At 72.6% G+C, this 25,672-nt stretch carries 24 protein-coding genes; 19 read left to right on the forward strand and 5 right to left on the reverse strand.

Features of this window, described 5'->3' with window-relative positions:
- The first annotated feature begins 80 nt into the window (after positions 1-80).
- Together ABLE53_RS06385 and ABLE53_RS06390 are read left to right on the forward strand one after the other, a co-directional pair.
- Entirely contained in the window at positions 81-1,409 is a 1,329-nt protein-coding gene (locus ABLE53_RS06385; RefSeq protein WP_348857907.1) for an NAD(P)-binding domain-containing protein, read from the forward strand.
- Positions 1,402-2,655, forward strand: coding sequence for an MFS transporter (locus ABLE53_RS06390; protein ID WP_348857908.1), 1,254 nt, complete (start codon positions 1,402-1,404; stop codon positions 2,653-2,655). The genes ABLE53_RS06385 and ABLE53_RS06390 overlap by 8 nt, the downstream gene beginning before the upstream one ends.
- Here the strand turns inward: ABLE53_RS06390 and ABLE53_RS06395 are convergent.
- Complete coding sequence (locus tag ABLE53_RS06395; RefSeq protein ID WP_348857909.1) at positions 2,620-3,057, reverse strand: arsenate reductase ArsC; 438 nt, start codon at positions 3,055-3,057, stop codon at positions 2,620-2,622. The genes ABLE53_RS06390 and ABLE53_RS06395 overlap by 36 nt on opposite strands.
- A gap of 40 nt (positions 3,058-3,097) precedes the next feature.
- The gene (locus ABLE53_RS06400; RefSeq protein WP_348857910.1) at positions 3,098-3,769 is read right to left on the reverse strand and encodes a metalloregulator ArsR/SmtB family transcription factor; all 672 of its coding nucleotides are present in this window, start codon (positions 3,767-3,769) and stop codon (positions 3,098-3,100) included.
- 46 nt (positions 3,770-3,815) lie between these two features.
- Between ABLE53_RS06400 and ABLE53_RS06405 the strand changes: the two genes are divergently transcribed.
- From ABLE53_RS06405 to ABLE53_RS06425, 5 genes are all read left to right on the forward strand, one after another.
- Positions 3,816-4,556, forward strand: coding sequence for an aquaporin (locus tag ABLE53_RS06405; protein ID WP_348857911.1), 741 nt, complete (start codon positions 3,816-3,818; stop codon positions 4,554-4,556).
- 57 nt (positions 4,557-4,613) lie between these two features.
- Complete coding sequence (locus ABLE53_RS06410; protein WP_348857913.1) at positions 4,614-5,396, forward strand: DinB family protein; 783 nt, start codon at positions 4,614-4,616, stop codon at positions 5,394-5,396.
- A gap of 57 nt (positions 5,397-5,453) precedes the next feature.
- A complete protein-coding gene (locus ABLE53_RS06415; protein ID WP_348857914.1) occupies positions 5,454-8,021 on the forward strand; it encodes a bifunctional FO biosynthesis protein CofGH in 2,568 nt (855 codons plus the stop codon).
- 8 nt (positions 8,022-8,029) lie between these two features.
- Positions 8,030-8,236, forward strand: coding sequence for a hypothetical protein (locus ABLE53_RS06420; protein ID WP_348857915.1), 207 nt, complete (start codon positions 8,030-8,032; stop codon positions 8,234-8,236).
- Between the two features lie 87 nt (positions 8,237-8,323).
- Positions 8,324-9,124: an IclR family transcriptional regulator gene (locus ABLE53_RS06425; protein WP_348857916.1), complete on the forward strand. Its 801-nt coding sequence runs from the start codon at positions 8,324-8,326 to the stop codon at positions 9,122-9,124.
- A gap of 16 nt (positions 9,125-9,140) precedes the next feature.
- On the opposite strand, the gene ABLE53_RS06430 is transcribed toward ABLE53_RS06425, so the two are convergent.
- Positions 9,141-10,526 carry an NAD-dependent malic enzyme gene (locus ABLE53_RS06430; protein ID WP_348857917.1) on the reverse strand — a complete coding sequence of 462 codons (1,386 nt, stop codon included), beginning with the start codon at positions 10,524-10,526 and terminating at the stop codon, positions 9,141-9,143.
- A 65-nt stretch (positions 10,527-10,591) separates the two neighbouring features.
- Positions 10,592-11,209 (reverse strand): TetR/AcrR family transcriptional regulator, encoded by a 618-nt coding sequence (locus tag ABLE53_RS06435; protein WP_348857918.1) that lies wholly within the window; start codon positions 11,207-11,209, stop codon positions 10,592-10,594.
- 217 nt (positions 11,210-11,426) lie between these two features.
- On the opposite strand from ABLE53_RS06435, the gene ABLE53_RS06440 reads away from it, so the two are divergent.
- The 10 genes from ABLE53_RS06440 (at position 11,427) to ABLE53_RS06485 (ending at position 22,280) form a co-directional block, all read left to right on the forward strand.
- Entirely contained in the window at positions 11,427-13,052 is a 1,626-nt protein-coding gene (locus tag ABLE53_RS06440; RefSeq protein WP_348857919.1) for an MFS transporter, read from the forward strand.
- On the forward strand, positions 13,049-14,230 hold the full coding sequence (locus tag ABLE53_RS06445) for a cytochrome P450 (RefSeq protein WP_348857920.1): 1,182 nt from the start codon (positions 13,049-13,051) through the stop codon (positions 14,228-14,230). The genes ABLE53_RS06440 and ABLE53_RS06445 overlap by 4 nt, the downstream gene beginning before the upstream one ends.
- A complete protein-coding gene (locus ABLE53_RS06450; RefSeq protein WP_348857921.1) occupies positions 14,227-14,415 on the forward strand; it encodes a ferredoxin in 189 nt (62 codons plus the stop codon). The genes ABLE53_RS06445 and ABLE53_RS06450 overlap by 4 nt, the downstream gene beginning before the upstream one ends.
- Positions 14,412-15,542 carry an NAD(P)/FAD-dependent oxidoreductase gene (locus tag ABLE53_RS06455; RefSeq protein WP_348857922.1) on the forward strand — a complete coding sequence of 377 codons (1,131 nt, stop codon included), beginning with the start codon at positions 14,412-14,414 and terminating at the stop codon, positions 15,540-15,542. The genes ABLE53_RS06450 and ABLE53_RS06455 overlap by 4 nt, the downstream gene beginning before the upstream one ends.
- Before the next feature lie 104 nt (positions 15,543-15,646).
- Positions 15,647-16,549 (forward strand): phosphotriesterase family protein, encoded by a 903-nt coding sequence (locus ABLE53_RS06460; RefSeq protein WP_348857923.1) that lies wholly within the window; start codon positions 15,647-15,649, stop codon positions 16,547-16,549.
- A 2-nt stretch (positions 16,550-16,551) separates the two neighbouring features.
- A complete protein-coding gene (locus ABLE53_RS06465; RefSeq protein WP_348857924.1) occupies positions 16,552-17,547 on the forward strand; it encodes a phosphotriesterase family protein in 996 nt (331 codons plus the stop codon).
- A gap of 26 nt (positions 17,548-17,573) precedes the next feature.
- The gene (locus ABLE53_RS06470) at positions 17,574-18,683 is read left to right on the forward strand and encodes an FAD-dependent monooxygenase (RefSeq protein WP_348857925.1); all 1,110 of its coding nucleotides are present in this window, start codon (positions 17,574-17,576) and stop codon (positions 18,681-18,683) included.
- A gap of 6 nt (positions 18,684-18,689) precedes the next feature.
- The gene (locus ABLE53_RS06475; protein WP_348857926.1) at positions 18,690-19,586 is read left to right on the forward strand and encodes an alpha/beta hydrolase; all 897 of its coding nucleotides are present in this window, start codon (positions 18,690-18,692) and stop codon (positions 19,584-19,586) included.
- Positions 19,583-20,515, forward strand: a complete 933-nt coding sequence (locus tag ABLE53_RS06480) for an MBL fold metallo-hydrolase (protein WP_348857927.1) — start codon at positions 19,583-19,585, stop codon at positions 20,513-20,515. Before ABLE53_RS06475 ends, ABLE53_RS06480 begins: the two co-directional genes overlap by 4 nt.
- Before the next feature lie 16 nt (positions 20,516-20,531).
- Positions 20,532-22,280 carry a CocE/NonD family hydrolase gene (locus ABLE53_RS06485; protein ID WP_348857928.1) on the forward strand — a complete coding sequence of 583 codons (1,749 nt, stop codon included), beginning with the start codon at positions 20,532-20,534 and terminating at the stop codon, positions 22,278-22,280.
- 6 nt (positions 22,281-22,286) lie between these two features.
- On the opposite strand, the gene ABLE53_RS06490 is transcribed toward ABLE53_RS06485, so the two are convergent.
- Positions 22,287-23,147, reverse strand: coding sequence for an alpha/beta fold hydrolase (locus tag ABLE53_RS06490; RefSeq protein WP_348857929.1), 861 nt, complete (start codon positions 23,145-23,147; stop codon positions 22,287-22,289).
- Between the two features lie 149 nt (positions 23,148-23,296).
- Here ABLE53_RS06490 and ABLE53_RS06495 point away from each other — a divergent pair, with 149 nt between their 5' ends.
- Positions 23,297-25,207 (forward strand): FAD-dependent monooxygenase, encoded by a 1,911-nt coding sequence (locus tag ABLE53_RS06495; protein WP_348857930.1) that lies wholly within the window; start codon positions 23,297-23,299, stop codon positions 25,205-25,207.
- Positions 25,204-25,653, forward strand: coding sequence for a MarR family winged helix-turn-helix transcriptional regulator (locus tag ABLE53_RS06500; RefSeq protein ID WP_348857932.1), 450 nt, complete (start codon positions 25,204-25,206; stop codon positions 25,651-25,653). Before ABLE53_RS06495 ends, ABLE53_RS06500 begins: the two co-directional genes overlap by 4 nt.
- Positions 25,654-25,672 lie beyond the last annotated feature (19 nt).

The following is a 25,672-nucleotide window of genomic DNA, read 5'->3' on the forward strand; positions in this document are numbered from 1 at the left end:
TTCTGACTCATCCATTGACATTTGTCGATATGAGACGCAGTGTTGACGCATCGACGTTCGTGAATGTGAGGTTGATCGGGATGAGAGAGCTTCCTGTCGTCGTGATCGGTGCCGGCCCGCAGGGCCTGGCCGCGGCGGCGCATCTGCTGGAGCGTGGGCTGGAGCCGCTCGTACTGGAGTCCGGGGACGGCGCAGGTGCGGCGGTGGCCGAGTGGGGTCACGTGCGGCTGTTCTCGGAATGGCCCGAGCTGGTCGACCGATCCGCGGTCCGGCTGCTGGAGCCGACCGGCTGGAAGGCGCCGGCCAGCGGCTATCCGACGGGCGCGGAGTGGGTCGACCGCTATCTCGCTCCGCTCGCGGCGGTGCTCGATGACCGGGTCCGCTACGACGCCCGCGTCGTCGGGGTCTCGCGGCATGGACGCGACCGGTTGGTGGATGCCGGCCGCGGCGACCAGCCGTTCACGGTCCACGTCGCACCGCGCGCCGGCGGGGAGTACCGGATCGAGGCCCGCGCGGTGATCGACGCCTCCGGCACGTGGCGTACGCCGAACCCGGCGGGCGCCGACGGGCTGCCCGCGCTGGGCGAGCGAGCAGCAGGCGACCGGATCACCTACCGCGTCCCCGACTCCGCGGACCCCGCGGCGTACGCCGGCAGGCACACCGTGGTGCTCGGCGCGGGCCACTCCGCGGCGACCGCCGTCGTCGAGCTCGGCCGGATCGCCGAGGCGCATCCCGGCACCCGGGTCACCTGGGCCCTTCGCCGGGGCTCGGTGGGCAACGTCTACGGCGGCGGCGCCGCCGACCAGCTCCCCGCGCGGGGCGCACTCGGGATGAGGGCCAGGGAGGCCGTCGAGTCCGGCCTGGTCGACCTGGTGACGGGATTCCGCACCGCGCAGGTGCGCCGGTTCGACGACGGTCGGGTGGTGCTGGTGTCCGAGGACGGCCGCGAGCTGCCGCCCGCCGACACGGTGGTGGTGCTGACCGGGTTCCGGCCCGACCTGTCCTTCCTCACGGAGCTGCGTCTCGACCTGGACCCGACGCTCGAGGCACCCCGGAGGATCGCTGCGGAGATCGACCCCAACATCCACTCCTGCGGCACGGTCGGCGCCACCGGGGCGGCAGACCTGGCTCAGCCGGAGCCCGACCTGTATCTCGTCGGGATGAAGTCGTACGGCCGAGCCCCGACCTTCCTGGCCATGACCGGCTACGAGCAGGTCCGCAGCGTGGTGGCCGAGCTGGCCGGTGACCACGAGGCGGCGGCGCGGGTCGAGCTCCAGCTGCCCGACACCGGCGTGTGCGGCGGCTCCGGGCTGTACGACGACCCTGCCGGCGCCTCGGCCGGAGGCTGCTGCGCGCCCGCCCCGGCGCTCCTCACGATCGGCCGTCCGTCGAACGGCGGCTGTGGCTGACCGGGGCGACTCGACCGATGGGCGCCCGGTCGCCGGCGCCGCGCCGCCGCGCGGCGTGCTGGTCACCCTGTGCGTCACGGTCACGGTCAGCTACGGCGTCCTGTACTACGCGTTCGCGGTCCTCGCGCCGAGCATCACCCGGACGACCGGCTGGTCGCACGCGGCGATCACCGCCGCCTTCTCGGCGGGGAGCCTGACCGGAGCGGCCTCCGGCATCGCGGTCGGCCGGCACCTGCAGCGCCACGGCCCCTACCTCGTGATGGTGGCCGCCGCGGCCCTCGGCAGCCTCGCCGCTGGCGGCGTCGGGCTCGCGCCTGTCTATCCGGTCTTCGTCGCCTGCTGGGTGGTCGCGGGCCTGTCCACCTCGGGCCTGTTCTACCCGCCCGCCTTCGCCGCCCTCACGCAGTGGTACGGCGCCCGTCGGGTGCGCGCCATCACGACGCTGACCCTCGTCGCCGGCTTCGCCTCGACCATCTTCGCCCCGCTGACCAATGCGCTCGACGACGCACTCGGCTGGCGACGTACCTATCTCGTCCTGGCCGCGCTCCTCCTCGTCGTCGCCCTGCCGGCTCACGCCGTCGTGCTGCGGCGGCCCTGGACGGCCGCGGCGGAGCACACCAGACGGCGTACGACCGGAGACCGGGAGATCCTGGCCAGCCGGGCGTTCCTCCTGCTCGCGGCCGCCGGCACGCTCACCTCGCTGGCGATGTATGCCTCGCTGGTCAACCTCGTCCCGCTGCTGACGGATCGCGGGCTCAGCACCGGCCTGGCGGCCTGGGCGCTCGGCATCGGTGGCGCCGGCCAGGTCGCCGGCCGGCTCTGCTACCCGGCCCTCACCCGGCGTACGTCCGCGACCGGTCGTGCGGTCGCGGTCATCGGCCTCCTCGCCGCCACCCTGGCCGCGCTGGCGGTGGTGCCGGGCCCGGCGGCACTGCTCGTCGCGGTCGCCGTGCTGACCGGTGCGGCCCGTGGGTTGTTCACCCTGGTCGGCGCGACCCTGGTCGCCGACCACTGGGGCACGGAGCGGTACGCCGCCATCAGCGGGGTCTACAACGCGCCCGTCTCCGCGGCCGCGGCGCTCGCACCCGGCCTCGGCGCGGCTCTGGCGGCGGTCACGGGCGGCTATGGCCCGCTGTTCGCCGTGCTGTCGGTCGTGGCCGTGGCCGCCGCCGGGCTCGCCGCGCTGAGCGCCAGGTCCCCGAGCGGAGCGTCAGCGCTGCGCCGCGACGCCGAGCTCGTCGAGTAGCCCGAGCACCCGCTGCTCGATCTCGTCGCGGACCGGTCGGACCGCCTCCACGGCGAGGCCGGCGGGGTCGTCGAGGGTCCACTCCTCGTACCGCTTGCCGGGGAAGACCGGGCAGGCGTCGCCGCACCCCATCGTGATCACCACGTCGGCGGCCCGGACGATCTCGTCGGTCCAGGGCTTGGGGAACTCCTTGGAGATGTCGATCCCGCGCTCGGCCATCGCCGCGACGGCCGCGGGGTTGACCTGCTCGCCGGGCTCGGAGCCCCCCGACCACGCGATCGCGCCGTCGCCGGCGTAGTGCTGGAAGAAGCCCATCGCCATCTGCGAGCGGCCGGCGTTGTGCACGCAGAGGAACAGGACGGCCGGCCGCTCGTCGGTTGGCTCGGGGTGGACGGTGCTCATCGTGGAGGCTCCTCGTGGGGGTGGTGGTCGGCCGCGGCTGTCAGGAGGTGGAGGGAAGCAGGCGAGCCAGCTCGCCCACGCGGGCGGACAGGTCGTCGTAGGCGGCGTCGAACGCCGCCGGGGTGCCCGGGCGGGCCGGGTCGGGGACCGACCAGTGCACGGCTGAGCGGTCGCCCAGCTCCTCGTGCGCGAGGTCGCACACCGTCACGACGAGATCGCCCTCGGTGGCCACCTCGTCGACGTGGCGCGGGCGGAGCCGGGGTAGCGGCAGGTCGTGGCGCCGCGCGGCCGCGATCGCCCCGGGGTCGATCCGGTCCGCCGGCCGGGTGCCGGCCGACGCGGTCGGGATGACGCTGCTGCGTCGCCACAGCGCCGCCGCGAGGTGGGAGCGCGCCGAGTTCGCCGTACAGACGAACACGACGCGCTCGGGTGCTGCCATCGGCGCGGGCTGGAGGTGCTCGAGCAGGTCGCGGGACAGGCGGAGATAGGTACGCCGGCCGTCCCCCTCCGAGCGGTGGCGCGTGACCAGCCCGGCGGACTCCAGGGACCTGAGGTGGTGGGCCAGCAGGTTGGACGGCATGCCGAGCATCCCCGCGAGCTCGCCGGGGGACGCGTCGCCGACGAGCAGCGTGTCGACGATGCGCAGGCGCGCCGGATCGCCGAGCGCCGCGTGGACCGCCGCCCGCCTAGCCAAAGATTGATCAGTAAGCATTGACTCAAGTTTGACTGAGTAATCGCTCCGCGGTCAAGATGCTCCCGTGACCTCCTCCCTCGCGCGCCGGCTCCTGGCCGAGCTCCTCGGCACCGGCCTGCTCGTGACCGTCGTCGTGGGCTCCGGCATCGCCGCCCAGCAGCTGTCCCCGGACGACGTCGGGCTCCAGCTGCTCGAGAACGCGCTCGCCACCGTCCTCGGGCTCAGCGTGCTGATCCTGCTCTTCGGTCCGGTCTCCGGCGCCCACTTCAACCCGGTCGTCTCGCTCGCGGACTGGTTCCTCGGTCGGTCCACTCGCCGCGGCCTGTCGCTCCGCGACGTCGGGGCGTACGCCGTGGCGCAGTGCGCCGGCGGCATCGGCGGCGCCGTCCTGGCCAACGTGATGTTCGAGGTCGGCACCGCGATGTCGACCAAGCACCGCGCCAGCGGCGGCCACCTCGTCGGCGAGGTGGTGGCGACCGCGGTCCTGGTAGCGCTGATCTTCGCGCTCGTCCGCAGCGAGCGCGGCGCCCTCGCGGCGCCGACGGTGGGTGCCTACGTCGGCGCGGCGTACTGGTTCACCTCGAGCACGTCGTTCGCCAACCCCGCGGTGACCGTCGGCCGGATGTTCTCCGACAGCTTCGCCGGCATCGCGCCCGCCTCCGCGCCGGCGTTCGTGGCGATGCAGCTCGTCGGCCTCGTCCTCGGCGTGCTGATGACGCTGGTGCTCTATCCGGACGCCGGGGCCACCGCCGACGAGGTCGTCGTCCCGCACACCGAGCCGCGGCAGGGCAGCCCGAGGCGCTGAACCCGCTGGCGGTCGTCGGCCGTCGGGGGCAGCATGGCGCTCGACCAAGGAGACGCCATGGCAAGCTTCACGCAGTCCGACGACCTGCAGGGCGCCGAGTTCGTCGACACGGACCTGAGTGGCGCCCGGTTCGTCCGCGCGGACCTGTCGGGGGTCGTGATGCGCGGCGTCGAGGTGTCGGGCACCGAGATCGACGCCCCGTGGCTGCCCTACGGCGACGGCCTGGTGGTCAATGGCGTCGACGTCGTCCCGCTCGTCGAGGCGGAGCTGGACCGCCGCCATCCCGGCCGCGCCGAGCGGCACGCGAGCGACCCCGACGGACTGCGAGCCGCCTGGGCCGCGGTCGAGCGCACCTGGGCCGCCACCGTGGCTCGGGCCGCCGCGATGCCCGCCGGCACGGTCGACATCTCGGTCGCCGGCGAGTGGTCGTTCGCGCAGACGCTGCGCCACCTGGTGATGGCCACCGACGTCTGGCTGCGACAGACGATCCTCGGCGTCGAGCAGCCCTACCACCCGATCGGCCAGCCGTTCGCCGAGTACGCCGCCGACGGCTACGACGTCTCGGTGTTCGCGACCACCCCGCCGACGTACGACGAGGTGCTGGCGGTCCGCGCCGAGCGGGTCGCCATGGTGCGCGACTTCATCGCCTCCACCACGCCGGAGCTGCTCGCCGAGACCCGCCCGGACCCGTGGGCGCCCGACCGCCGGCGCAGCGTGCTCGGCTGCCTCCACACGATCCTCAACGAGGAGTGGGAGCACCACCGGTTCGCGTGCCGCGACCTCGACGCGATCGAGGCACGAGGCGATCCGGGGCCTGCGGAGTCGTCGCAGCCGACCTAGCCGCCACCGGCGTGGGGCCCCGGCCGGCCGGCCGGTGCTCTCGCTACCGTGACGGGGGTGAGCGAGACACCGACCCCCCAGCAGGTCCGCCGGGCACTCGCCCGTGCCGAGCGCGGAGCCGCCCTCGACGTCGACGAGGCCGCCGCCCTCCTCGCCGCGACCGGCGAGGAGCTCGACCGGCTGACGGCCGCGGCCGCGAAGGTGCGCGACGCGGGCCTGGTCGCCGCCGGCCGCGAGGCCACGGTGACGTACTCCCCGAAGGTGTTCGTCCCGGTCACCCGGCTGTGCCGCGACCGGTGCCACTACTGCACCTTCGTCGAGACCCCCGGCCAGGCGGCGCGGGACGGGCGGGAGCCCTACCTCAGCCCCGACGAGGTCCTCGAGATCGCGGGCGAGGGCGCGAGGCTGGGCTGCCTGGAGGCGCTCTTCACGCTGGGCGACCGGCCCGAGGACCGCTGGCCGGAGGCGCGGGAGTGGCTGGAGAGCCGCGGCTACGACTCGACGCTGGCCTACGTTCGCGCGATGGCGGTCCGGGTGCTGGAGGAGACCGGCCTGCTGCCCCACCTCAACCCCGGTGTCCTGAGCTGGGAGGAGCTGAACCGGCTCAAGCCGGTCTCGCCCTCGATGGGGATGATGCTCGAGACCACCTCGCGGCGGCTCTTCGAGACCCGGGGCGAGGCCCACTTCGGCTCGCCCGACAAGGACCCCGACGTACGCCTGCGGGTGCTCGAGGACGCCGGCCGGCTCGCCGTCCCGTTCACCTCCGGGCTGCTCGTCGGGATCGGCGAGACCCTCACCGAGCGGGCCGAGACGATCTTCGCGCTGCGGAAGGTCGCACGGTCCTACCACGGGCTGCAGGAGGTCATCGTCCAGAACTTCCGGGCCAAGCCCGACACGGCGATGCGGCACGCCGACGACCTCCCGCTCGAGCCCTACCGCGCGGCGATCGCCGTCACCCGGCTCGTCCTCGGGCCGAAGGCGCGGGTCCAGGCTCCGCCGAACCTCGTCGACCTCGACGAGTGCCGCGCGCTGCTCGACGCGGGCATCGACGACTGGGGCGGCGTCTCGCCGCTCACCCCCGACCACGTCAACCCGGAGCGGCCCTGGCCCTCCCTCGACGCGCTGCGCCGGGTCACCGCCGAGGCGGGCCTCGACCTGCGCGCGCGGCTCACCGTCCACCCGGAGTACGTCCTTGCGGGCACGCCCTGGCTCGACCCCCGCGTCTCCGCCCACGTGGCGGCCCTGGCCGCCGAGGACGGGCTGGCGAAGGACGGCGTACGCCCGCAGCCCGGGATCGCGTGGCAGGAGCCGGACGGCGGCTTCCAGGCGGTCGGGCGCACCGACCTGCACGCCAGCATCGACACCTCCGGCCGGACCCGCGACCGGCGCGAGGACTTCGAGACGGTGTACGGCGACTGGGACTCGGTGCGGGAGGCGGCCGCCTCCTTGGTCGAGCCGGCGTCGCGAGGGACGAGCGACGACGTGTCGAGACCGACACAGCACGTTGCGCTCGCCGGTTCGACCGCCGGCAGCGAGGCACTGCGCGCGGCCGAGCGCGACCCGGGCAACCTGTCCGACGAGCACGCCTACACCCTGATGACCGCCGAGGGCGACCTGCTGCGCGAGGTGACCCGGCTCGCCGACGAGCTGCGCAAGGAGGCGGTCGGCGACGACGTCACCTACGTCGTCAACCGGAACATCAACTTCACCAACGTCTGCTACGTCGGCTGTCGGTTCTGCGCGTTCGCACAACGGCGTACGGACGCCGACGCGTACTCCCTCGACCTCGACCAGGTCGCCGACCGGGCGCAGGAGGCGTGGGAGCTCGGCGCGACCGAGGTGTGCATGCAGGGTGGGATCGACCCGGAGCTGCCCGCGACCGCGTACTTCGACCTGGTCGCCGCCGTGAAGCAGCGCGTCCCCGACATGCACGTCCACGCGTTCAGCCCGATGGAGATCGTCAACGGCACCGCACGGACGGGGCTGTCGATCGAGGACTTCCTGATCAAGGTGCGCGAGGCCGGCCTCGGCTCGATCCCTGGAACGGCGGCGGAGATCCTCGACGACGAGGTCCGCTGGGTGCTCACCAAGGGCAAGCTGCCGGCGAAGACCTGGATCGAGATCATCACGACCGCGCACCGGGTCGGCATCCCGACAACCTCGACGATGATGTACGGCCACGTCGACAACCCGCGCCACTGGGTGGGTCACCTGCGGGTGATCAGCCGGATCCAGGACCAGGCGCTGGAGCACGGCGCCGCCGGGTTCACCGAGTTCGTGCCGCTGCCGTTCGTGCACACCAGCGCGCCGATCTACCTCGCCGGCGCCGCCCGGCCGGGGCCGACCCTGCGCGACAACCTCGCTGTCCACGCGCTGGCGCGGATCATGCTCCACGGCCGGATCGACAGCATCCAGACCAGCTGGGTCAAGCTCGGGATCGAGGGCACCCGGGCGATGCTGCAGGCCGGCGCGAACGACCTCGGCGGGACGCTGATGGAGGAGACCATCTCCCGAATGGCCGGCTCGGAGTTCGGGTCGGCGAAGACACCCGACGAGATCAGGGAGATCGCCGACGGGATCGGGCGGCCGGTGCGCGAGCGGACGACGCTGTACGACACGCGCTGAGGCGGGCGGTGTCGGGCAGCCGTTCACGGAGCCGACACGTCGGATGCGGCCGGGCCACCTTCTACCGCGGCGGCTCTCGGGCGCGTACGCCGATCGACCAGGCCTTCGCGAGCCCGGCGCTGGCGGTCGACCGCTACCGCGAGATCCGCGGCGCCGACGTACGCCGCGCCACCGATCACCAGCGGTTCCACCGAGCCCGGATCACGCTCCGCTGACCCCCGCGTGGCCGGATCCGGCACGGCCGCTGGCGGCCACGGGTAGGGTGCCCTTATGACGGGCGTCACAGCGGTCAGGAGTGTGCGTTGACGGGCAAGAAGGTGCGCGGCGGCGACGTCGACCCGCGCTCGCTGAGCACCCGCACCCTCGACGTGCTCGCGGCCTTCACGCCCGCCCACCCGAAGCGCACCCTCTCGGACATCGCCCGGGTCACCGGGCTGCCGCTGTCGACGACCCACCGGATCGTGACCGACCTGCAGCGCTGGGGTGCCCTGGAGGAGACCGCCTCGGGCTACCAGGTCGGGATCCGGCTGTGGGAGACCGCGGCGCAGGCCCCTCGCGGGCCGGCGCTCCGCGAGGCGGCGCTGACCGCGATGGAGGACCTCTACGAGGTCACCCACCAGAACGTGCAGCTCGCCGTGCGCGACGGTCTCGAGGTGGTCTACGTCGAGCGCTTCGCCGGCCGCGGCGCCGTCCAGATCCTCACGAAGGTCGGCGGCCGGTTCGCGCTGCACGCCACCGGGGTGGGCATCGTGCTGCTGGCCCACGCGCCGCGAGATCTGCAGGAGCGGGTGCTCGCCGGCCCGCTGCGGCGCTGGACGCCCCACACCGTGACCGACCCGCGGGAGCTGCGGGCGATCCTGGCCGAGGTGCGCCGGACCGGCTTCGTGGTCGCCGACCGGCAGGTGACGCCCGACGCCTCGTCGGTGGCCTGCCCGATCCACGACTCCTCGGGCTCGGTCATCGCGGCGCTCTCGGTCGTCGTGCCCACCGGTGGCGAGCCGTCGCCGTCCGCCCTGGTGCCCGCCGTCCGCGGCGCGGCACGGAGCGTCTCGCGGGCGCTGGGATGGCAGGGAGTCCCGGCCACGCGGGTCCCGCAGCGCTGACGAGCGAGCCGGCCGGCTACTGCCCCGAGATCGCCGACGCGACCGCCTGGTGGACCTCCGGGTGGAAGACGCTCGGGATGATGAAGCTCGGGTTGAGCTCCTCGTCGCTGACGACGGCCGCGATCGCCTCCGCGGCACGCAGCATCATCTCAGTCGTCACCTGCGGTGCCCGGGCGTCGAGCAGGCCGCGGAAGACACCGGGGAAGGCGAGCACGTTGTTGATCTGGTTCGGGAAGTCCGAGCGACCCGAGGCCACCACGGCGGCGTACTTCGACGCCTCGGCGGGGTCGACCTCCGGGTCGGGGTTGGCCATCGCGAAGACGATCGGACTCTCGGCCATCTCCGGGATCCACTCGGCGTCGAGGACGCCGGGGGCGGAGACGCCGATGAAGACGTCGGCGCCCTGCAGCGCGGTGCGCAGATCGCCGGCGACGCCACGCGGGTTGGTCGCCGCGGCCAGCTCGGCGTGGGCGGGGGAGAGAGCCGCGTCGCCCGCGACGAGGCACCCGGCGCGGTCGTAGACGACCACGTCGGTCACCCCCGCCGCGAGGAGCAGCTGCACGATCGCCGTCCCGGCGGCGCCGCCACCCGAGACGACCACGCGCACGTTCTGGAGCGACTTCCCGACGACGCGCAGGGCGTTGGTGAGCCCGGCGAGGACGACAATGGCGGTGCCGTGCTGGTCGTCATGGAAGACCGGGATGTCGAGCCGCTCGCGCAGTCGGGCCTCGATCTCGAAGCAGCGCGGGGCGGCGATGTCCTCGAGGTTGATCCCGCCGAAGCCGGGAGCGATCAGCTCGACCGCGCGCACGATCTCGTCGGTGTCCTGGGTGTCGAGGCAGATCGGCCACGCGTTGATGTCGCCGAACCGCTTGAAGAGGGCGGCCTTGCCCTCCATCACCGGCAGTGCGGCGCCGGGTCCGATGTTGCCGAGGCCGAGCACGGCGGAGCCGTCCGTCACGACCGCGACGGTGTTGCCCTTGATGGTGAGCCGGCGTACGTCCTCGGGGTGCTCGGCGAGCGCCCGCGAGACCCGGCCGACGCCCGGGGTGTAGGCGAGGGAGAGGTCGTCGCGGGTCTTCAGCGGGACCTTGGAGGAGACCTCGATCTTGCCGCCGAGGTGGACGAGGAAGGTCCGATCGCTGACCTTGTGGACGGTGACGCCGGCGACGGCGCCGACGACCTTCTCCAACTCGACGGCATGGTCGGCGTCGGCCGCCGAGCAGGTGACGTCGACGACGAGGCGGTCGTGGCTGGAGTCGGTGACGTCGATCGCGGTGACGACCCCGCCGGCCCCGGAGATGGCGGTCGCGACCGCGCCGACGACGCCGTGGTCGGGCGCGGTGTAGAGGCGCATGGTGATCGAGTTGGACGACGCGGTCGCGTGCTTCACGGGTGTCATGGGTCGAACTATCCGCCCGCCGCGTGGTTACTCGGAAGTCGCCGGCGTACGCCGAGAGGGCGCTGCTACTCGGCCAGCACGGACATCCAGGCGTCGGTGAGCAGGTCGAGCATCCGGTCCTGCTCGATCGCCCAGCGGTCGGCGTGGTCGGCCCAGTGCTGGGCGACGTAGTCGAACTGGCCCATCGCCAGGACGCCGCGGAAGTGGCGCGTGTCGGGCTCGAATCGGCCGGCCTCCTCGAGGCCACGCTCGATGTCGCCGATCGCGTCCTCCATCCAGGTGTCGACCACGGCGACGAGGGCCCGGTCGACGGCGGCGGCGTCCCGGCCCACCTGGATGAGCGGACGCACGTTCGGCCAGTTCTCCGCCGTCGTCCGGATCCACGACCCGATCTGCTCGCGCGTGCCTGCCGCGACGACCTCCACCAGCGCGGGCGCCGTCGAGTGCCCCTCCTGGGTGCTCCGACGGTGGAGCACCTCGTTGAGCCGGTCGTCGATGAGGGCGCGGACCAGCTCCGTCTTCGACGGGAAGTACGCGTAGAAGGTGACCCGCGTCGTCCCCGCCCGGGACGCGATCTCGTCGATGGTGGTCGGCGCGTAGCCGTTCTCCTGGAACAGGTCCAGCGCCGAGTCGAGCAGCAGGCGCCGGGTCATCTGCTTCTGCGCCGCGCGGAGGTTCGCCATGTCGTCACCCTAGGCGACGGTCAGCCGAGCGAGCGTGTGGTCCGAGGGTCGTACATCTCGAAACTTTGCTTGACAGACTGTAAGCGTCTGTGACACGTTGCACACGGCTCGGCGGTGACGTCGATCACAGCAGGCTTGCGGAGTCACGGGACCTGTGAGCAACGGCCGCGGCATGCGCCCCACCCGCGGACCCTCCGCACGGAACAAGGAGCACTCGATGAGCGAAGTGAGCGCGAAGTCCCGCTATCTCGCGACCCTGGTCACGGCCTGTCTGGCCGTCATGGTCGCCCAGGTGGCGTACTCCCTGCCCGGAGCCCTCAACGGGACCTTCCAGCAGGTGTTCAACACGGCCGGCTCACAGCTGACCTGGATCAGCGCCGCGTTCGCGATCCCGATGGTCATCTTCGAGCTGACCTCCGGGGTCGTCGGCGACCTGTTCGGCCGCAAACGGCTGCTGCAGGGCGGCACCCTCCTCGTCGTGGCCGGCGCGCTGGTGTCGCTGGTCGCCCACGACGTCCACGTCATGTGGGTCGGCCAGGCGGTCTCCGGCCTCGGCGCCGGCGTGCTCTTCCCGATCTCGCTCGCGATGATCGCGGCCGCCGCCCCCACCACCGAGGCCCGCTCGCGGGCGATCGCGCTGTGGGCGGGCTTCCTGTCGATCGGCGCCGCCCTGTCGCCGCTGCTCGCCGGGCTCTTCGCGAAGTACGGCTCCTGGCGGGGCTCGTACGTCGTCGTGGTGGCCGCCGCGCTCATCACCTGCCTGCTCGCCTTCGCCGCCGCCGACTCCTCCGCGCCCGAGGGCCGCAGGCTCGACCTGCCGGGCCAGCTCACCCTCGCGCTCGGCCTCTTCGCCATCCTGTACGCCGCGGTCCAGGGCTCCGAGAAGGGCTGGGGCCGCCCGGAGATCGTGGGCGCGTTCGTCGTCGGCGCCGCGCTGCTCGTCGCCTTCGTCGTCATCGAGCTGCGCACCGAGGTGCCGCTGCTCCACCTCGACCTGTTCAAGAACCGCGCGTTCACCGTCTCCGGGATCGTGGCCGTCGTCGGGATGTTCAGCTTCCTCGGCATCTGCTTCTCGATGTCGATCTGGATGGGCGCCGTCCAGCACCAGAGCGCCCTGAAGATCGGGGTGCTGTTCCTCTTCATCCAGGGCCCGGCGTTCGTGCTCGTGCCGGTTGTGTCGCACCTGATCCGCAACGTCTCGCCGCGCTGGGTGCTCACGGCAGGCTTCGCGCTGATCGCCGTCGCCGGGATCTGGTGCTCGACCTTCGATGTCCAGGACGCCAGCTGGACCCGCTTCATCCCGCCGCTGCTCGTGCTCGGTGTCGGCTTCGCCCTCACCGTCGGCTCGATCACCGCCGTCGCGATCAACACCGTGCCGGTCCGGCTCGCCGGCATGGCCAGCGCCACCACCAACCTGCTGCGCGACCTCGGTTTCGCGCTCGGCCCGGTCGTGGTCGGCGCGGTCGCCACCAGCGCCGCCAACGGGAGGCTCATGGACGGCCTCGGCGCCGTCGTCGGCAAGCTGACCGGGTCGGGCGCGCTCGACCAGGCACACGCCGGTGCCGCGATGGGCATCAGCCAGCAGGGCGGCGCCATCGCCCTGAACTCGCTCCCCGTCATCCCGGGCCAGCAGCCCGTGCCGATGCCCGCCGAGCTCCACACGCTGGCGCTCGAGTCGCTCGGCCACGCCTACGGCCTCGCGTTCCTCGTCTGCGGCCTGTGCGCCGCCGGCTCCGCCGCGCTCACCCTGGTCGGCCTCGTCGGCGCCAAGGAGCCGGCCACCGACATCGACCCGCTGCTCGAGGTCGCCGGCGTCGCGGGCGACGTGGAGGTCGCCTCGTGAGCACCGTCGCCCCGCCCACCGCCGATGTCGACCTGTTCGCCGACGACGTCCTGGTCGACCCGTATCCGACGTACGCCCGGCTTCGCGAGCTCGGCGCCGTCGTACACCTGCCGAAGAACGAGGCGTACGCCCTCACCCGGTACGACGTCATCCGCGACGCGCTCGGCGACTGGGAGACCTTCTCCTCGGCGGGCGCCATCGGGTTCAACCCGATGGTCAACGAGGCGCTCACCGGCACCTCGCTCGCGTCCGACCCGCCGATCCACACCCAGCTGCGGGCCGCGCTCACCGAGAACCTCACCCCCCGGGCGCTCCGCGGGCTGAAGGGCCAGATCGAGGAGAAGGCGGACGCACTGGTGGCCGAGCTCGTCGAGAAGGGCTCGTTCGAGGCCATCGACGCCCTCGCCCGCGCGTTCCCGCTCGAGGTGGTGGCCGACTTGATCGGCTTCACCGGGCACGTTCGCGACAACATGCCCTGCTGGGGCCAGGCGGCGATGCAGGTCATCGGCCCGATGAACCAGCGCACCGCGGAGTGCTTCCCGATCGCCGGCGAGCTCTACGGCTGGTGCTCCGGCGTCACCGCCGAAGACCTCGCCCCGGGGTCGGTGGGCCGCGGCATCTTCGAGGCCGAGGCGCGCGGGGCGATCCCGCCCGGGACGGCCGGCCACATCATCCACCAGTACCTCGGGGCCGGCGTCGACACCACGATCGCCGCGATCGGCAACATCGTCGCCCTCCTCGGCGCCCGTCCCGACCAGCTCGAGCTGGTTCGCACGGACCCGTCGCTGGCGCCGGCCGCGTTCAACGAGGTCCTGCGCTTCTGGCCACCGATCCACGCGTGGGGCCGCAAGGCGACCCGCGACGTCGAGGTCGACGGCGTCACGATCCCTGCCGGCTCGAAGGTCGCGATCCTCTTCGGCGCGGGCAACCGCGACCCGCGCCACTACGAGGACCCCGACGAGCTCCTCGTCGAGCGCAACCCGGTCGACCACCTCTCGTTCGGCTACGGCCCGCACGGCTGCGCCGGGCAGGGGCTCGCGCGCCTCGAGGCGCACGCCGTGATCGGAGCGCTGTCCCGCCGCGTCGAGCGGCTGGTCCTCGACCCCGAGGTGCGGGTGCCGAGCAACATCACCCGGAGCATCGACGAGCTCGCCGTCCTGGAGGTGGTCCCGGCATGAAGATCGTCCTCGACCGTCCGCGCTGCGAAGGGCACGGCCTCTGCGAGGAGGCGGCACCTGCGCTGATGCATCTCGACGACGACGGCGAGCTGGTCCTCGACCGCGAGGAGATCGGCGACGCCGAGGCGGCGGCCGCCAACGCGGCCGTCCGGGTCTGTCCCGTGGCGGCCCTTCGCATCGCATGAGCGGGCGTCAGCTCGAGCGGGTCGTCATCGTCGGCAACGGCATCGCCGGGCTGACCGCGGCCGACTCGCTGCGCGGCGCCGGCTTCGACGGGGAGCTCACGATCGTCGGTGACGAGCCGCACGCGGCCTACAGCCGCCCGGCGCTCTCCAAGGCGCTCCTCCTCGACGGCGACGACACCACGTCCCACGAGCTGCCGCCGACGACCCACGGCGCGACGGAGCTGCTCGGCGTGGCGGCGTCGCGGCTCGACCCCGAGCGCCGGCTCCTGACGCTCGAGGACGGAACCGAGCTGCCGTACGACCGCCTCGTCGTCGCCACGGGATCCCGGGCGCGGCGGCTCTCCGACCTGCCCGACGAGCTGACCCTCCGCGGCCTCGACGACGCGCTGGCGCTGCGGAGCCGGCTGGTCGAGCGGCCGTCGGTCGCGGTCGTCGGCGGCGGCGCCCTGGGGATGGAGATCGCCTCGGGGTTCCTGGCGGCCGACTGCCAGGTCACCCTGGTCTCCCGGGGGATGCCGCTGGTCCGCCAGCTCGGCGACCACCTGGCGGGCGTCTTCGTGTCGGCGGCGCTGGAGCGCGGGCTGACCGTCGTCGAGACCGGCACGGCGTGCGTCGTACGGCGGGACGGCGCCACCCGGGTCGCCCTCGACGACGGCGCCGTCCTCGAGGCCGACGTGGTCGTGACCGCCGTCGGCGACGTCCCCAACACCGAGTGGCTCGCCGACACCGGCCTCGCGCCCGCCGGCGTGGTCGAGGTCGACTGCCGCGGGCTCGCGCGCCCCGACATCGCGGCCGTCGGTGACCTGGCCGCGTTCCCGACGCCGTACGGGCTGCGCCGGATCCCGCTGTGGAGCAGCGCGATCGAGCAGGCCAAGGTCGCCGCGGCAGCCCTGGTCCGCGGCGAGGAGGCGCCGCCGCTCCGGTTCCAGCCGTACTTCTGGACCGAGCAGTTCGGCCTCAGCCTCAAGGCGGTCGGCTACCTCCCGCCCGCCGGCGGCCCGGCGTACGTCGAGGGCGGTCCGGGCGGGCCGGCCCTGATGCGCTGGACCGGCGCGGACGGCGGGGTCGCCGCGGCCCTCGACTACCGCATCCCCATCCCGCGACTGCGACGACTACTCGCCGTGTAAAGAACATGCGACGTGCACGTGTCCTTGACATGGTGTAAACCTAGACGTACTGTGACGGCGACCACAGGACGCGTCTCACCGCGTCCCAGACCCGCGAGGCAGGCATGACCGAGAAGAGCAACCCGAACAGGGACACCGTCAACACCGTCCTCGGCCCCGTGCCCGCCGGCGACCTGGGGGTCGTCGCGGTCCACGAGGGGCTGTTGTCGGTCGTTCCGGGCGCGGAGTACGCGTTCGACATCACGATCGACCGCGCCGTGATCTTCGAGACGCTCGAGCGGAAGCTGACCGAGTTCCGCGAGGCCGGCGGCGGCACGGTCGTCGACACGACGGGGATGTTCCACGGCCGGGACGTGCGGCTGTACGAGGCGCTCTCGCGATCGACCGGCGTCCACATCGTCGCCTCGACCGGCATGGGTCCCGAGTCCAACCTCGGCGGCTACTTCCTCACCCCGCAGACCAACCCGCCGACGCCGTGGCCGGCCGAGAAGTTCGCCGACCTCTTCGGCCGGGAGGTCGCCGAGGGCATGGTCGTCCCGCGCGTCGAGCGCCGCGGCGCCGCCGGCATGGTCGTCACGGCGACTACCCCGGAGGGCCGCACCCCGACCGACGAGAGCCTGCTGCGTGGCGCCGCGCGCGCCGCCGCCACCACCGGCGTCCCCGTCTCCATCCGTCCCGGCGCCGACGCCCTGGCGGACCTCGCGATCGTGCTGGAGGAGGGCGTCGCGGCCGACCGGGTGGCGGTCGCCGGCGCCGGTGACGATGCGCTCAAGATCGCCGAGCAGGGCGCGTTCGTCGTCCTGACCGATGTCGAGGAGGTCGATCGCCTCGTCGAGGCCGGCCACGCCGGTCGGGTCCTCTTCGCGACCGGTGGCGTCGCGGTCTCCATCGGGGAGGAGGCCCCGGCGGCGTCGTACGCCGGTCTGGTCGCCGGCCTCCCCGCCGACGTCACCGACCAGATCCTCATCGCCAACCCGGCCGCTCTCCTGGCCGTGAAGGGAGCCTGACCATGTCGCGCGTCAACACCGTCCTCGGCCCGATCCCGGCCGAGGAGCTCGGCTTCGTCGCCGTCCACGAGCACATCGGCTACGGCATGCCCGGCTCCGAGCTCGACACGAAGTGGTGGAAGACCCCGGAGCAGCGCTACGAGGAGACCGTCCCGAAGCTGCGCAAGTTCCACGAGAACGCCAGGCCGTACGGCGCCGCGACGTTCGTCGACGCCACCGGGATCTGCAACGGGCGCGACGTCAACTACTACCAGTCGCTGTCGGAGAAGACCGGGGTGAACATCGTCGCCTCCACCGGCTTCGTCGGCGGTGACACGGCGCTGCCGTTCTTCGAGCGGGCCAGCGTCGACTACCTCACCGACCAGTTCGTCCACGAGATCACGGTCGGCATCGGCAACACGGGTGGCCGGGCCGGCATCATCAAGGTCGGCGTCAGCCGCGGCTTCAAGATGAAGGAGCTCGACCTCCGGATCTATCGCGCCGCCGCCCGCGCCGCGCTCGCGACCGGCGTACCGATCTTCACCCACCTCGCCGTCGACGTCGAGCCGGCGATCGAGATCTTCCGCGAGGAGGGCCTCCCGCTCCACCGGGTCCTCTTCGGCCACGCCGACGACGGCGTGAGCCAGGGCAAGGTCCGCGACCGCTGGATCGCCGAGCAGGGCGGCCGGATCGGCTTCGACACCTTCGGCTACGACCTCGAGCTGCCCGACCCGCCGTTCTGGGGCCGACCGCGCCAGGAGCGCCTCGACCACTTCCTCGGCTACCTCCGCGACGGCCTGGTCGACAGCGTGCTGGCCTCCGCCGACGCCAACTGCAGCCCGCTGGGCTGGCCGGGCGTCAAGGGCCACACGGTCAACTACCTCTTCGAGACGCTGCTGCCCGCCGTGCGGGAGGCCGGCGTCGACGAGGCCACGATCCGCCGGATCTTCGTCGAGCTGCCCGCCGACTTCCTGTCCATCCAGCCCAGCAAGCCCCGCGCCGCGGCGACCGCCGCCTGACGCCCGACCTACCGAGAGAGACGACCATGGACCTTTCGAACCTCAAGATCGCCATCGTGGGCGGCGGCTACGGCGGCCTCGCCGCGGCCAAGGCGCTCTCCGTCGCCGGCGCCGACGTCACCGTCTACGAGCAGGCGCCCGAGATCAAGGAGGTCGGCGCCGGCATCGGGCTGCGCCCCTCGTCGATGGACCAGTTCCGCAAGTGGGGCGTCATGGAGGCCGTCGCCGGTGTCTCCAACCCCTCGGAGTCCTTCGAGATCCTCACCGCCGACGCGCATCCGATCGCCGAGGAGGCCTGGCCCGAGGCCGACGTCTACGGCGTCACCACCCACCTCATCCACCGCGGCGACTTCATCGACGCCCTGTTCGGCGTCCTGCCCGAGGGCATGGTCAAGCTCGGCTACCGCCTCGATAAGGTCACCGACAACGGCACCGATGCGACGCTGGACTTCGTCAACGGCGAGTCGGTCACCGCCGACCTGGTGATCGGCGCCGACGGCATCAAGTCGGTCGTCCGCGAGCAGGTCTTCTCCGACCAGCAGCCGGTCTTCGCCGGTGAGCACGCCTACCGCGTCGTCATCGACGACCCGGAGTGCCTCGAGATGGTCCGCGACGGCAAGCTCCGGATGTACCTCGGCCACGGCACCAAGGTCTACCTGCTCCCGCTGCTCTCCCGCGGGCAGGTCTCCTTCGACATCACCGCCCTGGACGCCGACGGCACCTGGGCACCGCAGGTCGACCTCGACTACGTCGTCAACACGGTCAAGGGCTTCGACGAGCGGATCGTCAACATCACCAAGCGCCTCGACATCGCGGCCGTCAACATGCGGGCGGTCTACGACATCGACCCGGTCGACGTCTGGCACACCGACTCCATCGTGCTGCTCGGCGACGCCGCCCACGCGATGTGCCACCACCAGGGCCAGGGCGCCAACTCCGCCATCCTCGACGCCGGTGCCATCGCCGACGCCCTCACCGAGGCCGCGTCGGTGCCGGAGGCGCTGGCGGCGTACACCGCGAAGCGCAAGCCGGTCACCGACGAGCTCCAGCGGATCTCGCGCCAGGGCTGGTCCGAGGGGGAGGTCGACGACGTCTTCCCCGGCCAGAAGCCGGCCGCGATGAGCCAGCAGGGCTGATCGCCGATGCCTCTCCATCCCGAGATCGCCAAGGTCCTCGCCAGCCTCCCGGCACCGCCGCCGGGTCCGCTCGACCCGGTCGCGATGCGCGCCGGGGAGGAGGCGCAGGTCCCGCCCGTCGAGGAACGCCTGCCCGTCGCCTCCGTCGAGGACACGAGCATCGCCGGCGTACCCGTGCGGATGTACGCCGACGTCTCCACCGACAGCCCCGGCACCCTGGTCTACCTCCACGGCGGCGCGTTCTTCCTCGGCAGCCTGAACACCCACGACCACGTGGCCCGGGAGCTGGCGAGGGCGACCGGGCTGCGGGTCGTCTCGGTCGGCTACCGGCTCGCCCCGGAGCACGCCTTCCCGGCCGGCCTCGAGGACTGCTACGCGGTGGTGAGGACCGTGGCGGAGGAGGGTCCCGGAACGCTCGCGCTGGCCGGTGACTCCTCGGGCGGGACCTTCGTGGCCGCCGTGGCAGCCAAGGCCCACGACGAGGGCGTCGACGCGATCACCCACCAGATCCTCTACTACCCGTCGCTGGACCTGGACTTCGACGAGGACCGCTACGCGTCGCTGCGGGAGAACGCCGTCGGCTACGGGCTCGAGACCGCCGGCCTCAAGCCGTTCAACGCCTTCTACCTCGACTCCGGTGCCGACCCGGCCGATCCGCTCGTCAGCCCGATCAAGCGCGAGGACCTCTCCGGTCTCCCGAAGGCACTGGTCATCACCGCCGAGCTCGACCCGCTGCGCGACGAGGGCGAGCTGTACGCCGAGCGGCTGGAGACCGCCGGTGTGGACGCGACGCTCCGTCGGTACGCCGGCGCCGGGCACGGGTTCGTCCAGCACTTCGCGTGGATCCCGGAGTACCACCAGGTCTACGACGACACCGCCGCCTTCCTCAGGGGCGAGCTGTGACCGTCCCCGTCCACCCGATCGCCGCGCCGTGGGGGCGGTTCGCCCTCTACAGCTTCCTCATCGACGGCTCGGCCGTCGGGGGCCAGCTCGCCCTGGTCGACACCGGCGTGACCGCGTCGGCGGCCGGCGTACCCGCGGAGCTCGAGAAGCTCGGCAAGCGGATCGAGGACGTGCGCTGGATCCTGCTCACCCATGGCCACATCGACCACGTCGGCGGCGCGTACGCGCTCTGGGAGGCCACCGGCCGCAAGGCGGAGGTCGTCATCTCGGGGACCGACGCCGACTTCCTGCGCTCACGTCGCGCCCACGTCGACGAGGCGCTAGCGCTGCGCGGCCCGTACGTCGACGCCGAGATGCTGGAGAAGGCGAAGAGCGCCGAGGCGGCCGAGGCGATCTCCGGTGAGATGGAGCCGACCCGCACGGTGGCCGACGGCGACGTCCTCGACCTCGGCGGCGTCGTGGTCCGGGTCGTCGCGATCCCCGGCCATACGCCGGGCGCGGTCGCGTACGTCCTCGAGCAGCCGGACGGCGGGGCCGAGGTGTTCGTCGGCGACGCGGCCCAGTGCTACGGCGCGGCCAGCGGCTTCCCCGGCTACGAGGACCCGGACGCCTACCGGGTCTCCTTGGAGAAGATCCTCGCCCTCGGGCCGACCCGTCTCTACCTCGGCCACCCCTACCGCCGGGCCGACGGCACCGCCTTCCCGGTCGCCCTGGACGCGGCCGGCGCCCGCGAGGCGCTCGAGGCGAGCCTCGAGCGCGAGGCGCGGATCCGCGCGGTCATGACCGAGGTCAGCCCGCGCCCCACCGACTCGCCGTACTCGCCCTTCGCCCAGGTGGCGGAGGAGCTCGGCTACACCGGCGATCCGGCCCTCGAGCCGTCGCCGTTCTTCACCACGCTGCACGGCTACCGCGCGCGTCACCCTCAGTAGGAAGCAGGTGCCACCCATGGCTGATGTCCGGATCGTCGACGCCGGCGGTCGGAAGATCGAGGTGCACAAGGACCTCGAGATCCCGATGCGCGACGGCGTGAAGCTGGTCGGCGACGCGTACGCCGAGGCCCCCTTCGATTGGCAGGGCACCACCCCTCGGCCGGCGCTGGTCGCGCTCTCGCCGTACGGCAAGGAGCTGCAGGCGCTCGCCCTGACGATGCCGCCGCAGCGGCGGCCCTCGCCGATGTGGGACGGCTGCATCGAGGCCGGCGACATCGCCCGGGTCGTCGACAACGGCTACGTCCACGTCATCGGCGACCTGCGCGGCTCGGGCGGCTCCGAGGGCGAGCACATCGGCAACTACAACGCCGGCGGCGTCTCGCTCGGCGAGGACGCCTACGACTTCATCGAGTGGGTCGCGGCGCAGCCGTGGTGCGACGGGAACGTCGGGATGATCGGCATCTCGTACTTCGGCTCCATGCAGGTGCTCGCCGCCGCCGAGCGGCCCCCGCACCTCAAGGCGATCTTCGTCTCCGGCGGCCACTACGACTTCTACGAGACGACCTACCACGGCGGCGTCATGTGGTTCATGCCCCGCGCCGCCCGCGAGGGTCGCGGCGGCGACTCCGGCTGGGCGTTCACCGATCGGGTGAAGTCGCGGATGCTCGAGACCTACAGCCCCGAGGAGATCAAGGAGCTGGTCGCGAAGCGGCTCGAGGACCCCGACGTCGCCGCCTGGCCCAACCTCGTGCACGTGCTGCACTACCCGAAGCACCACGAGGCCTGGTTCGACATCGTGATGAACGAGGTCGACGGGGAGTGGTACGAGGAGCGCAACCCCGTCAACCTCGCCCGCAACATCGACATCCCGGTCTGGCTCCAGATCGACCAGGGCCGCGGCTGGACGATGGACGGCACCATCGAGCTCTTCCACGCCATCCCGTCGGCGAACAAGAAGCTCTCGATCGGCTCGTACCCGCCGATGCAGTCGCGCCCCTTCATCGAGGAGCACGACAAGATGTTCCGCTGGTACGACAGGTGGATCAAGGGCATCGACAACGGCGTGGACACCGAGCCCGCCGTGGACGTCTACGTCGAGGGCTCGCGCGAGGTCGTCACGGCCGACACCTGGCCGCCGAAGGAGGTGGACTACACGCCGCTCTACCTCCGTCCGCGCCGCAAGCTGTCGTTCGAGCCCGAGGCGATGGGCACCGAGTACGCCGCCCCCGACGGCTTCTTCCAGGCGCCGCTGACGGTAACCGACAAGGTCGAGATCCTCGACTGGTCCTTCGGCCCGTTTGAGCAGCCGACCGAGATGATCGGCACCGGCGCCGCCCACCTCTTCGCCGAGATCGACCAGCCCGACACCAACTTCATCCTCCGGCTGTGGGACTACGCGCCCACGGGGAAGCGGCAGCTGATCACGACCGGCTACCTCAAGGCCTCCCACCGCGAGCTCGACGAGGAGCGCTCGACCGAGGGCGACCCGATCCATCCCCACACCCGGGCGGTCCCGGTCGAGCCCGGGAAGGTCGAGGAGTACGTCATCCGGCTCTACCCGTTCGCCGCGACCTTCCTCCCCGGCCACCGGCTCGTCGTCGAGCTGTCCTGTGACGAGCCGCTCGCCGACGAGCACAACGCCCTGCTGCCGCCGGACGCGTTCCACCTGCCGGTGGGACGCCCGGTCACGCACAAGATCTACCGGGACGCCGCCCACCCGTCCCGGCTGGTCCTGCCGTTCACGGCGCGTACGACGGAGGGCTGAGCCGAACTAACCCGTCGCCGGCACCCAGTCCGCCAGCAGCAGCCGCAGTACCGAGACCACGGCGAGCGGCTGGTCGAGGAGGACGTGGTGACCGGCGTCGGGGATCTCCGTCGTACGCACGTCGGCTCCGAGGCGGCCGGCGATCTCGGCCGTCGTACGCCGCGTCGCCAGGCCGTGCTCGGCGCGGACGAGGGCGACGGGGCAGTCCACCGGGCCGAGGTCGTCGGGCGTGACGAGCACCGGGGCCAGGGTCGCCGGGTCGGTCTTCCAAGCCCAGCCGCCGTCGACCTCGCGAACGGTGAGCGCCGCGATGTGGTCCTTGACGAACCCGAGCGCTCGCGGGTCGTCGGGGACGAGCCGGAAGCGCGAGAGCAGCTCCTCCCGCGAGGCGTACGTCGACGCCGACCGCCGCGGGGTGCGCTGCTGCGCGGGCGGACGGCCGTGCGGCACGCCGACGGGCGAGTCGATCACGGCGACGCCGGCGAGCGGCGCCTGGGAGGCGACGGCGATCGTCAGGCAGGCGGTCCCGCCCATGCTGTGCCCGACCAGCACCGGCGGCCGGTCGCTGACGTCGGCGGCGACGGCCATGATCTCCTGCGCCCACCGCTCGATGCCGTACGAGTCCCGCCACCCGCTGTCGCCGTGCCCCGAGAGGTCGAGCGCCGTCACGGACCGCCCGTCGCACAGGTACGGCGCGAGGTGGCTCCACCACAGCCCGTGCGCGCCGCGGCCGTGGACGAGGATCACCGGCGGACCGCCCGGCTCGCCCCAGGTGTGGTGCACGATCTCGCGCCCGTCCACGACCGTCACCCGGCGCTCCGACGGCACCGCCAGCGCGGTCGCGAACCAGTCGGGGGTCTCGCTCATCGGTGGGCTCCGTGGTGTCGGGTTTCGGGCTGTGGCTGCCTACCTTGGCAGACGGGCCGCGGGCGGCGGAGGACCCGCCTCTTGAGATCGTTGGGGTACTGACTATATTGTGACGCCTGCCTCATCCAGGGCCATCGAAGGAGATCGACGTGCAGTTCTATCGAGACGGGTATCGCCCGGGCGATCCCGACATCTGGCCGCCCGCGCCGGAGGCGGTCGCGCGCCCGACGGAGATCCCCGCCGAGCTCGACGTGCTCGTCGTCGGCACCGGCCCCGCCGGTGCGGTGCTCACTGCGCAGCTCGCCGCGTTCCCCGAGATCAACACCCGTGTCATCGAGCGCCGCGAGGGTCCGCTCCGGGTGGGACAGGCGGACGGCGTCGCGTGCCGCACCGTCGAGATGTTCCAGGCGTTCGGACTCGCCGAGGCGCTCACCCGCGAGGCCTACTGGATCAACGAGGTCCTCATGTGGAGCGCCTCGCCCGACGACCGGAACTCCCTGGTCCGGACCGGCTGGGTGCAGGACACCCCTGACGGGCTCAGCGAGTTCCCGCACGTGATCGTCAACCAGGCGCGCATGCAGCAGTACCTCTTCGAGTACGCCGCGAAGTCGAGCTCGAAGCTGGGCGTCGACTACGGCATCGAGCTCGTCGATCTCACGGTCGGCGACGGCGAGCACCCGGTGACGGCGAGGCTCCGCCGGGTCGCGGGCCCCGACGCGGGCGAGGAGCTCACCGTCCGGGCGAAGTACGTCGTCGGCTGCGACGGCGCCCGCTCGACGGTCCGCCGCTCGATCGGCCGCGAGCTCACGGGCGACGCCGCGAACCATGCGTGGGGCGTCATGGACGTGCTGGCGACCACCGACTTCCCCGGCTGGCGCTACAAGAACGTCATCCAGTCCGCCGGCAAAGGCTCGATCCTCTCGATCCCACGCGAGGGCGGCAACATGGTCCGCTGGTACGTCGACCTGGGCGTGGTGCCGGAGGGCGACGGCGGCGCGATCCGGCGGACGAGCGTCGAGCGGATCGTCGAGATCACGAACGAGATCCTCCACCCGTACTCCATCGACGTGAAGTCGGTCGTCTGGTCGAGCGTCTACGAGGTCGGCCAGCGCCTCTGTGACGCCTTCGACGACACCGCCGGTCGCAGCGACGCGCTGCCGAGCGTCTTCATCACGGGCGACGCCTGCCACACCCACTCCGCGAAGGCGGGGCAGGGCATGAACGTGTCGATGCAGGACGCGTTCAACCTCGGCTGGAAGCTCGCCGCGGTCCTGACCGGGCGCTGCGAGGCCGGGCTGCTCCGCACCTACTCCGCCGAGCGCCAGGCGGTCGCGAAGGAGCTCATCGAGTTCGACAAGCACTGGTCGGCCTTCATCGCCCAGCCGACCTTCGATCCTCTCCGCCCGGAGCTCGGGGGCGTGACGCCCCAGCAGATGGAGGAGGAGTTCAGCCGGCAGGGCCGCTTCACCGCCGGCCTTGCGACTCACTACGAGCCCTCCGTCCTCACCGGCTCCGGCGAGCACCAGGGACTCGCGACCGGGTTCCCGATCGGCGAGCGCTTCCACGCGGTCAAGGCGGTCCGCGCCGCCGACGCTCGGCGGATGTACCTCGGCCACACCCACCGGGCCGACGGCCGCTGGCGGATCTACGCCTTCGCCGACGCCGACGGGGCGGGACTGCGCGACCTCGCGCAGTGGCTCGGGGAGTCGCCCGACTCCCCGATCGCCCGGTTCACCCCGGAGTGGGCCGACATCGACGCCGTGATCGACGTCAACGGCATCTTCCAGCAGCCTCACCTCGAGCTCCTCGGCGAGATGCCCGAGGTCCTCCGCCCGCACACCGGTCCGCTCGGGATCCAGGACTGGGAGAAGGTCTGGTCGATCGACGTGCAGTACGGCCAGGACCCGTTCGCCGAGCGCGGCGTGAGCCGGGACGGCGCGATCGTCATCGTCCGTCCCGACCAGTACGTCGCCGAGGTGCTCCCGCTCGGCGCCCGCGCGGAGCTGACCGAGTTCTTCGCCGGGTTCCTGGTCGAGCAGCGGGTCCCGATCCGGGGATGAGCGCGTCGCCGGACGCCGCGCCGGAGCCCCAGCGCCACCTCGGCTACCTCATCCGGAGGGCGCAGCAGCGACACGTCGCGGTCTGGCAGCGCGAGGCGTCGGCGGACATCAGCAGCGTGCAGTACGCCGCCCTCGCCGTCCTCGACCGCCTGCCCGGGGCGAGCCAGCGCGAGCTCGGCGACGAGCTCGACCTCGACCGGTCGACGATCGCCGACCTCGTCGCACGGCTCGAGCGCGCCGGTCTCGTCGAGCGGCTCCAGGACGCGAGCGACAGGCGGCGCAAGGTCCTGCGGCTGACCGCGCGCGGCGCCGCGGAGCACGTCCGTCTTCGTCCCGGCGTCGAGCGCGTCCAGGCGGCCCTGGTCGCGGACCTCGACCCGGACGAGCGCTCCGTGCTCCGCGCCCTGCTGAGGCGGGTCGTCGGGGAATCGCCGAGATCTGGGTAAATCGAGTGAGCAGCGCGCT

It is taken from the genome of Nocardioides asiaticus (genome assembly GCF_040049175.1).
GTDB lineage: Bacteria > Actinomycetota > Actinomycetes > Propionibacteriales > Nocardioidaceae > Nocardioides > Nocardioides cheoyonin.

Coding starts and splice junctions, on each gene's coding strand:
- ABLE53_RS06385 (WP_348857907.1), top strand. CDS start 81: ATGAGAGAGCTTCCTGTCGTCGTGATCGGTGCCGGCCCGCAGGGCCTG.
- ABLE53_RS06395 (WP_348857909.1), bottom strand. CDS start 3,057: ATGAGCACCGTCCACCCCGAGCCAACCGACGAGCGGCCGGCCGTCCTG.
- ABLE53_RS06400 (WP_348857910.1), bottom strand. CDS start 3,769: ATGCTTACTGATCAATCTTTGGCTAGGCGGGCGGCGGTCCACGCGGCG.
- ABLE53_RS06410 (WP_348857913.1), top strand. CDS start 4,614: ATGGCAAGCTTCACGCAGTCCGACGACCTGCAGGGCGCCGAGTTCGTC.
- ABLE53_RS06430 (WP_348857917.1), bottom strand. CDS start 10,526: ATGACACCCGTGAAGCACGCGACCGCGTCGTCCAACTCGATCACCATG.
- ABLE53_RS06435 (WP_348857918.1), bottom strand. CDS start 11,209: ATGGCGAACCTCCGCGCGGCGCAGAAGCAGATGACCCGGCGCCTGCTG.
- ABLE53_RS06440 (WP_348857919.1), top strand. CDS start 11,427: ATGAGCGAAGTGAGCGCGAAGTCCCGCTATCTCGCGACCCTGGTCACG.
- ABLE53_RS06450 (WP_348857921.1), top strand. CDS start 14,227: ATGAAGATCGTCCTCGACCGTCCGCGCTGCGAAGGGCACGGCCTCTGC.
- ABLE53_RS06455 (WP_348857922.1), top strand. CDS start 14,412: ATGAGCGGGCGTCAGCTCGAGCGGGTCGTCATCGTCGGCAACGGCATC.
- ABLE53_RS06460 (WP_348857923.1), top strand. CDS start 15,647: ATGACCGAGAAGAGCAACCCGAACAGGGACACCGTCAACACCGTCCTC.
- ABLE53_RS06465 (WP_348857924.1), top strand. CDS start 16,552: ATGTCGCGCGTCAACACCGTCCTCGGCCCGATCCCGGCCGAGGAGCTC.
- ABLE53_RS06470 (WP_348857925.1), top strand. CDS start 17,574: ATGGACCTTTCGAACCTCAAGATCGCCATCGTGGGCGGCGGCTACGGC.
- ABLE53_RS06475 (WP_348857926.1), top strand. CDS start 18,690: ATGCCTCTCCATCCCGAGATCGCCAAGGTCCTCGCCAGCCTCCCGGCA.
- ABLE53_RS06485 (WP_348857928.1), top strand. CDS start 20,532: ATGGCTGATGTCCGGATCGTCGACGCCGGCGGTCGGAAGATCGAGGTG.
- ABLE53_RS06490 (WP_348857929.1), bottom strand. CDS start 23,147: ATGAGCGAGACCCCCGACTGGTTCGCGACCGCGCTGGCGGTGCCGTCG.
- ABLE53_RS06500 (WP_348857932.1), top strand. CDS start 25,204: ATGAGCGCGTCGCCGGACGCCGCGCCGGAGCCCCAGCGCCACCTCGGC.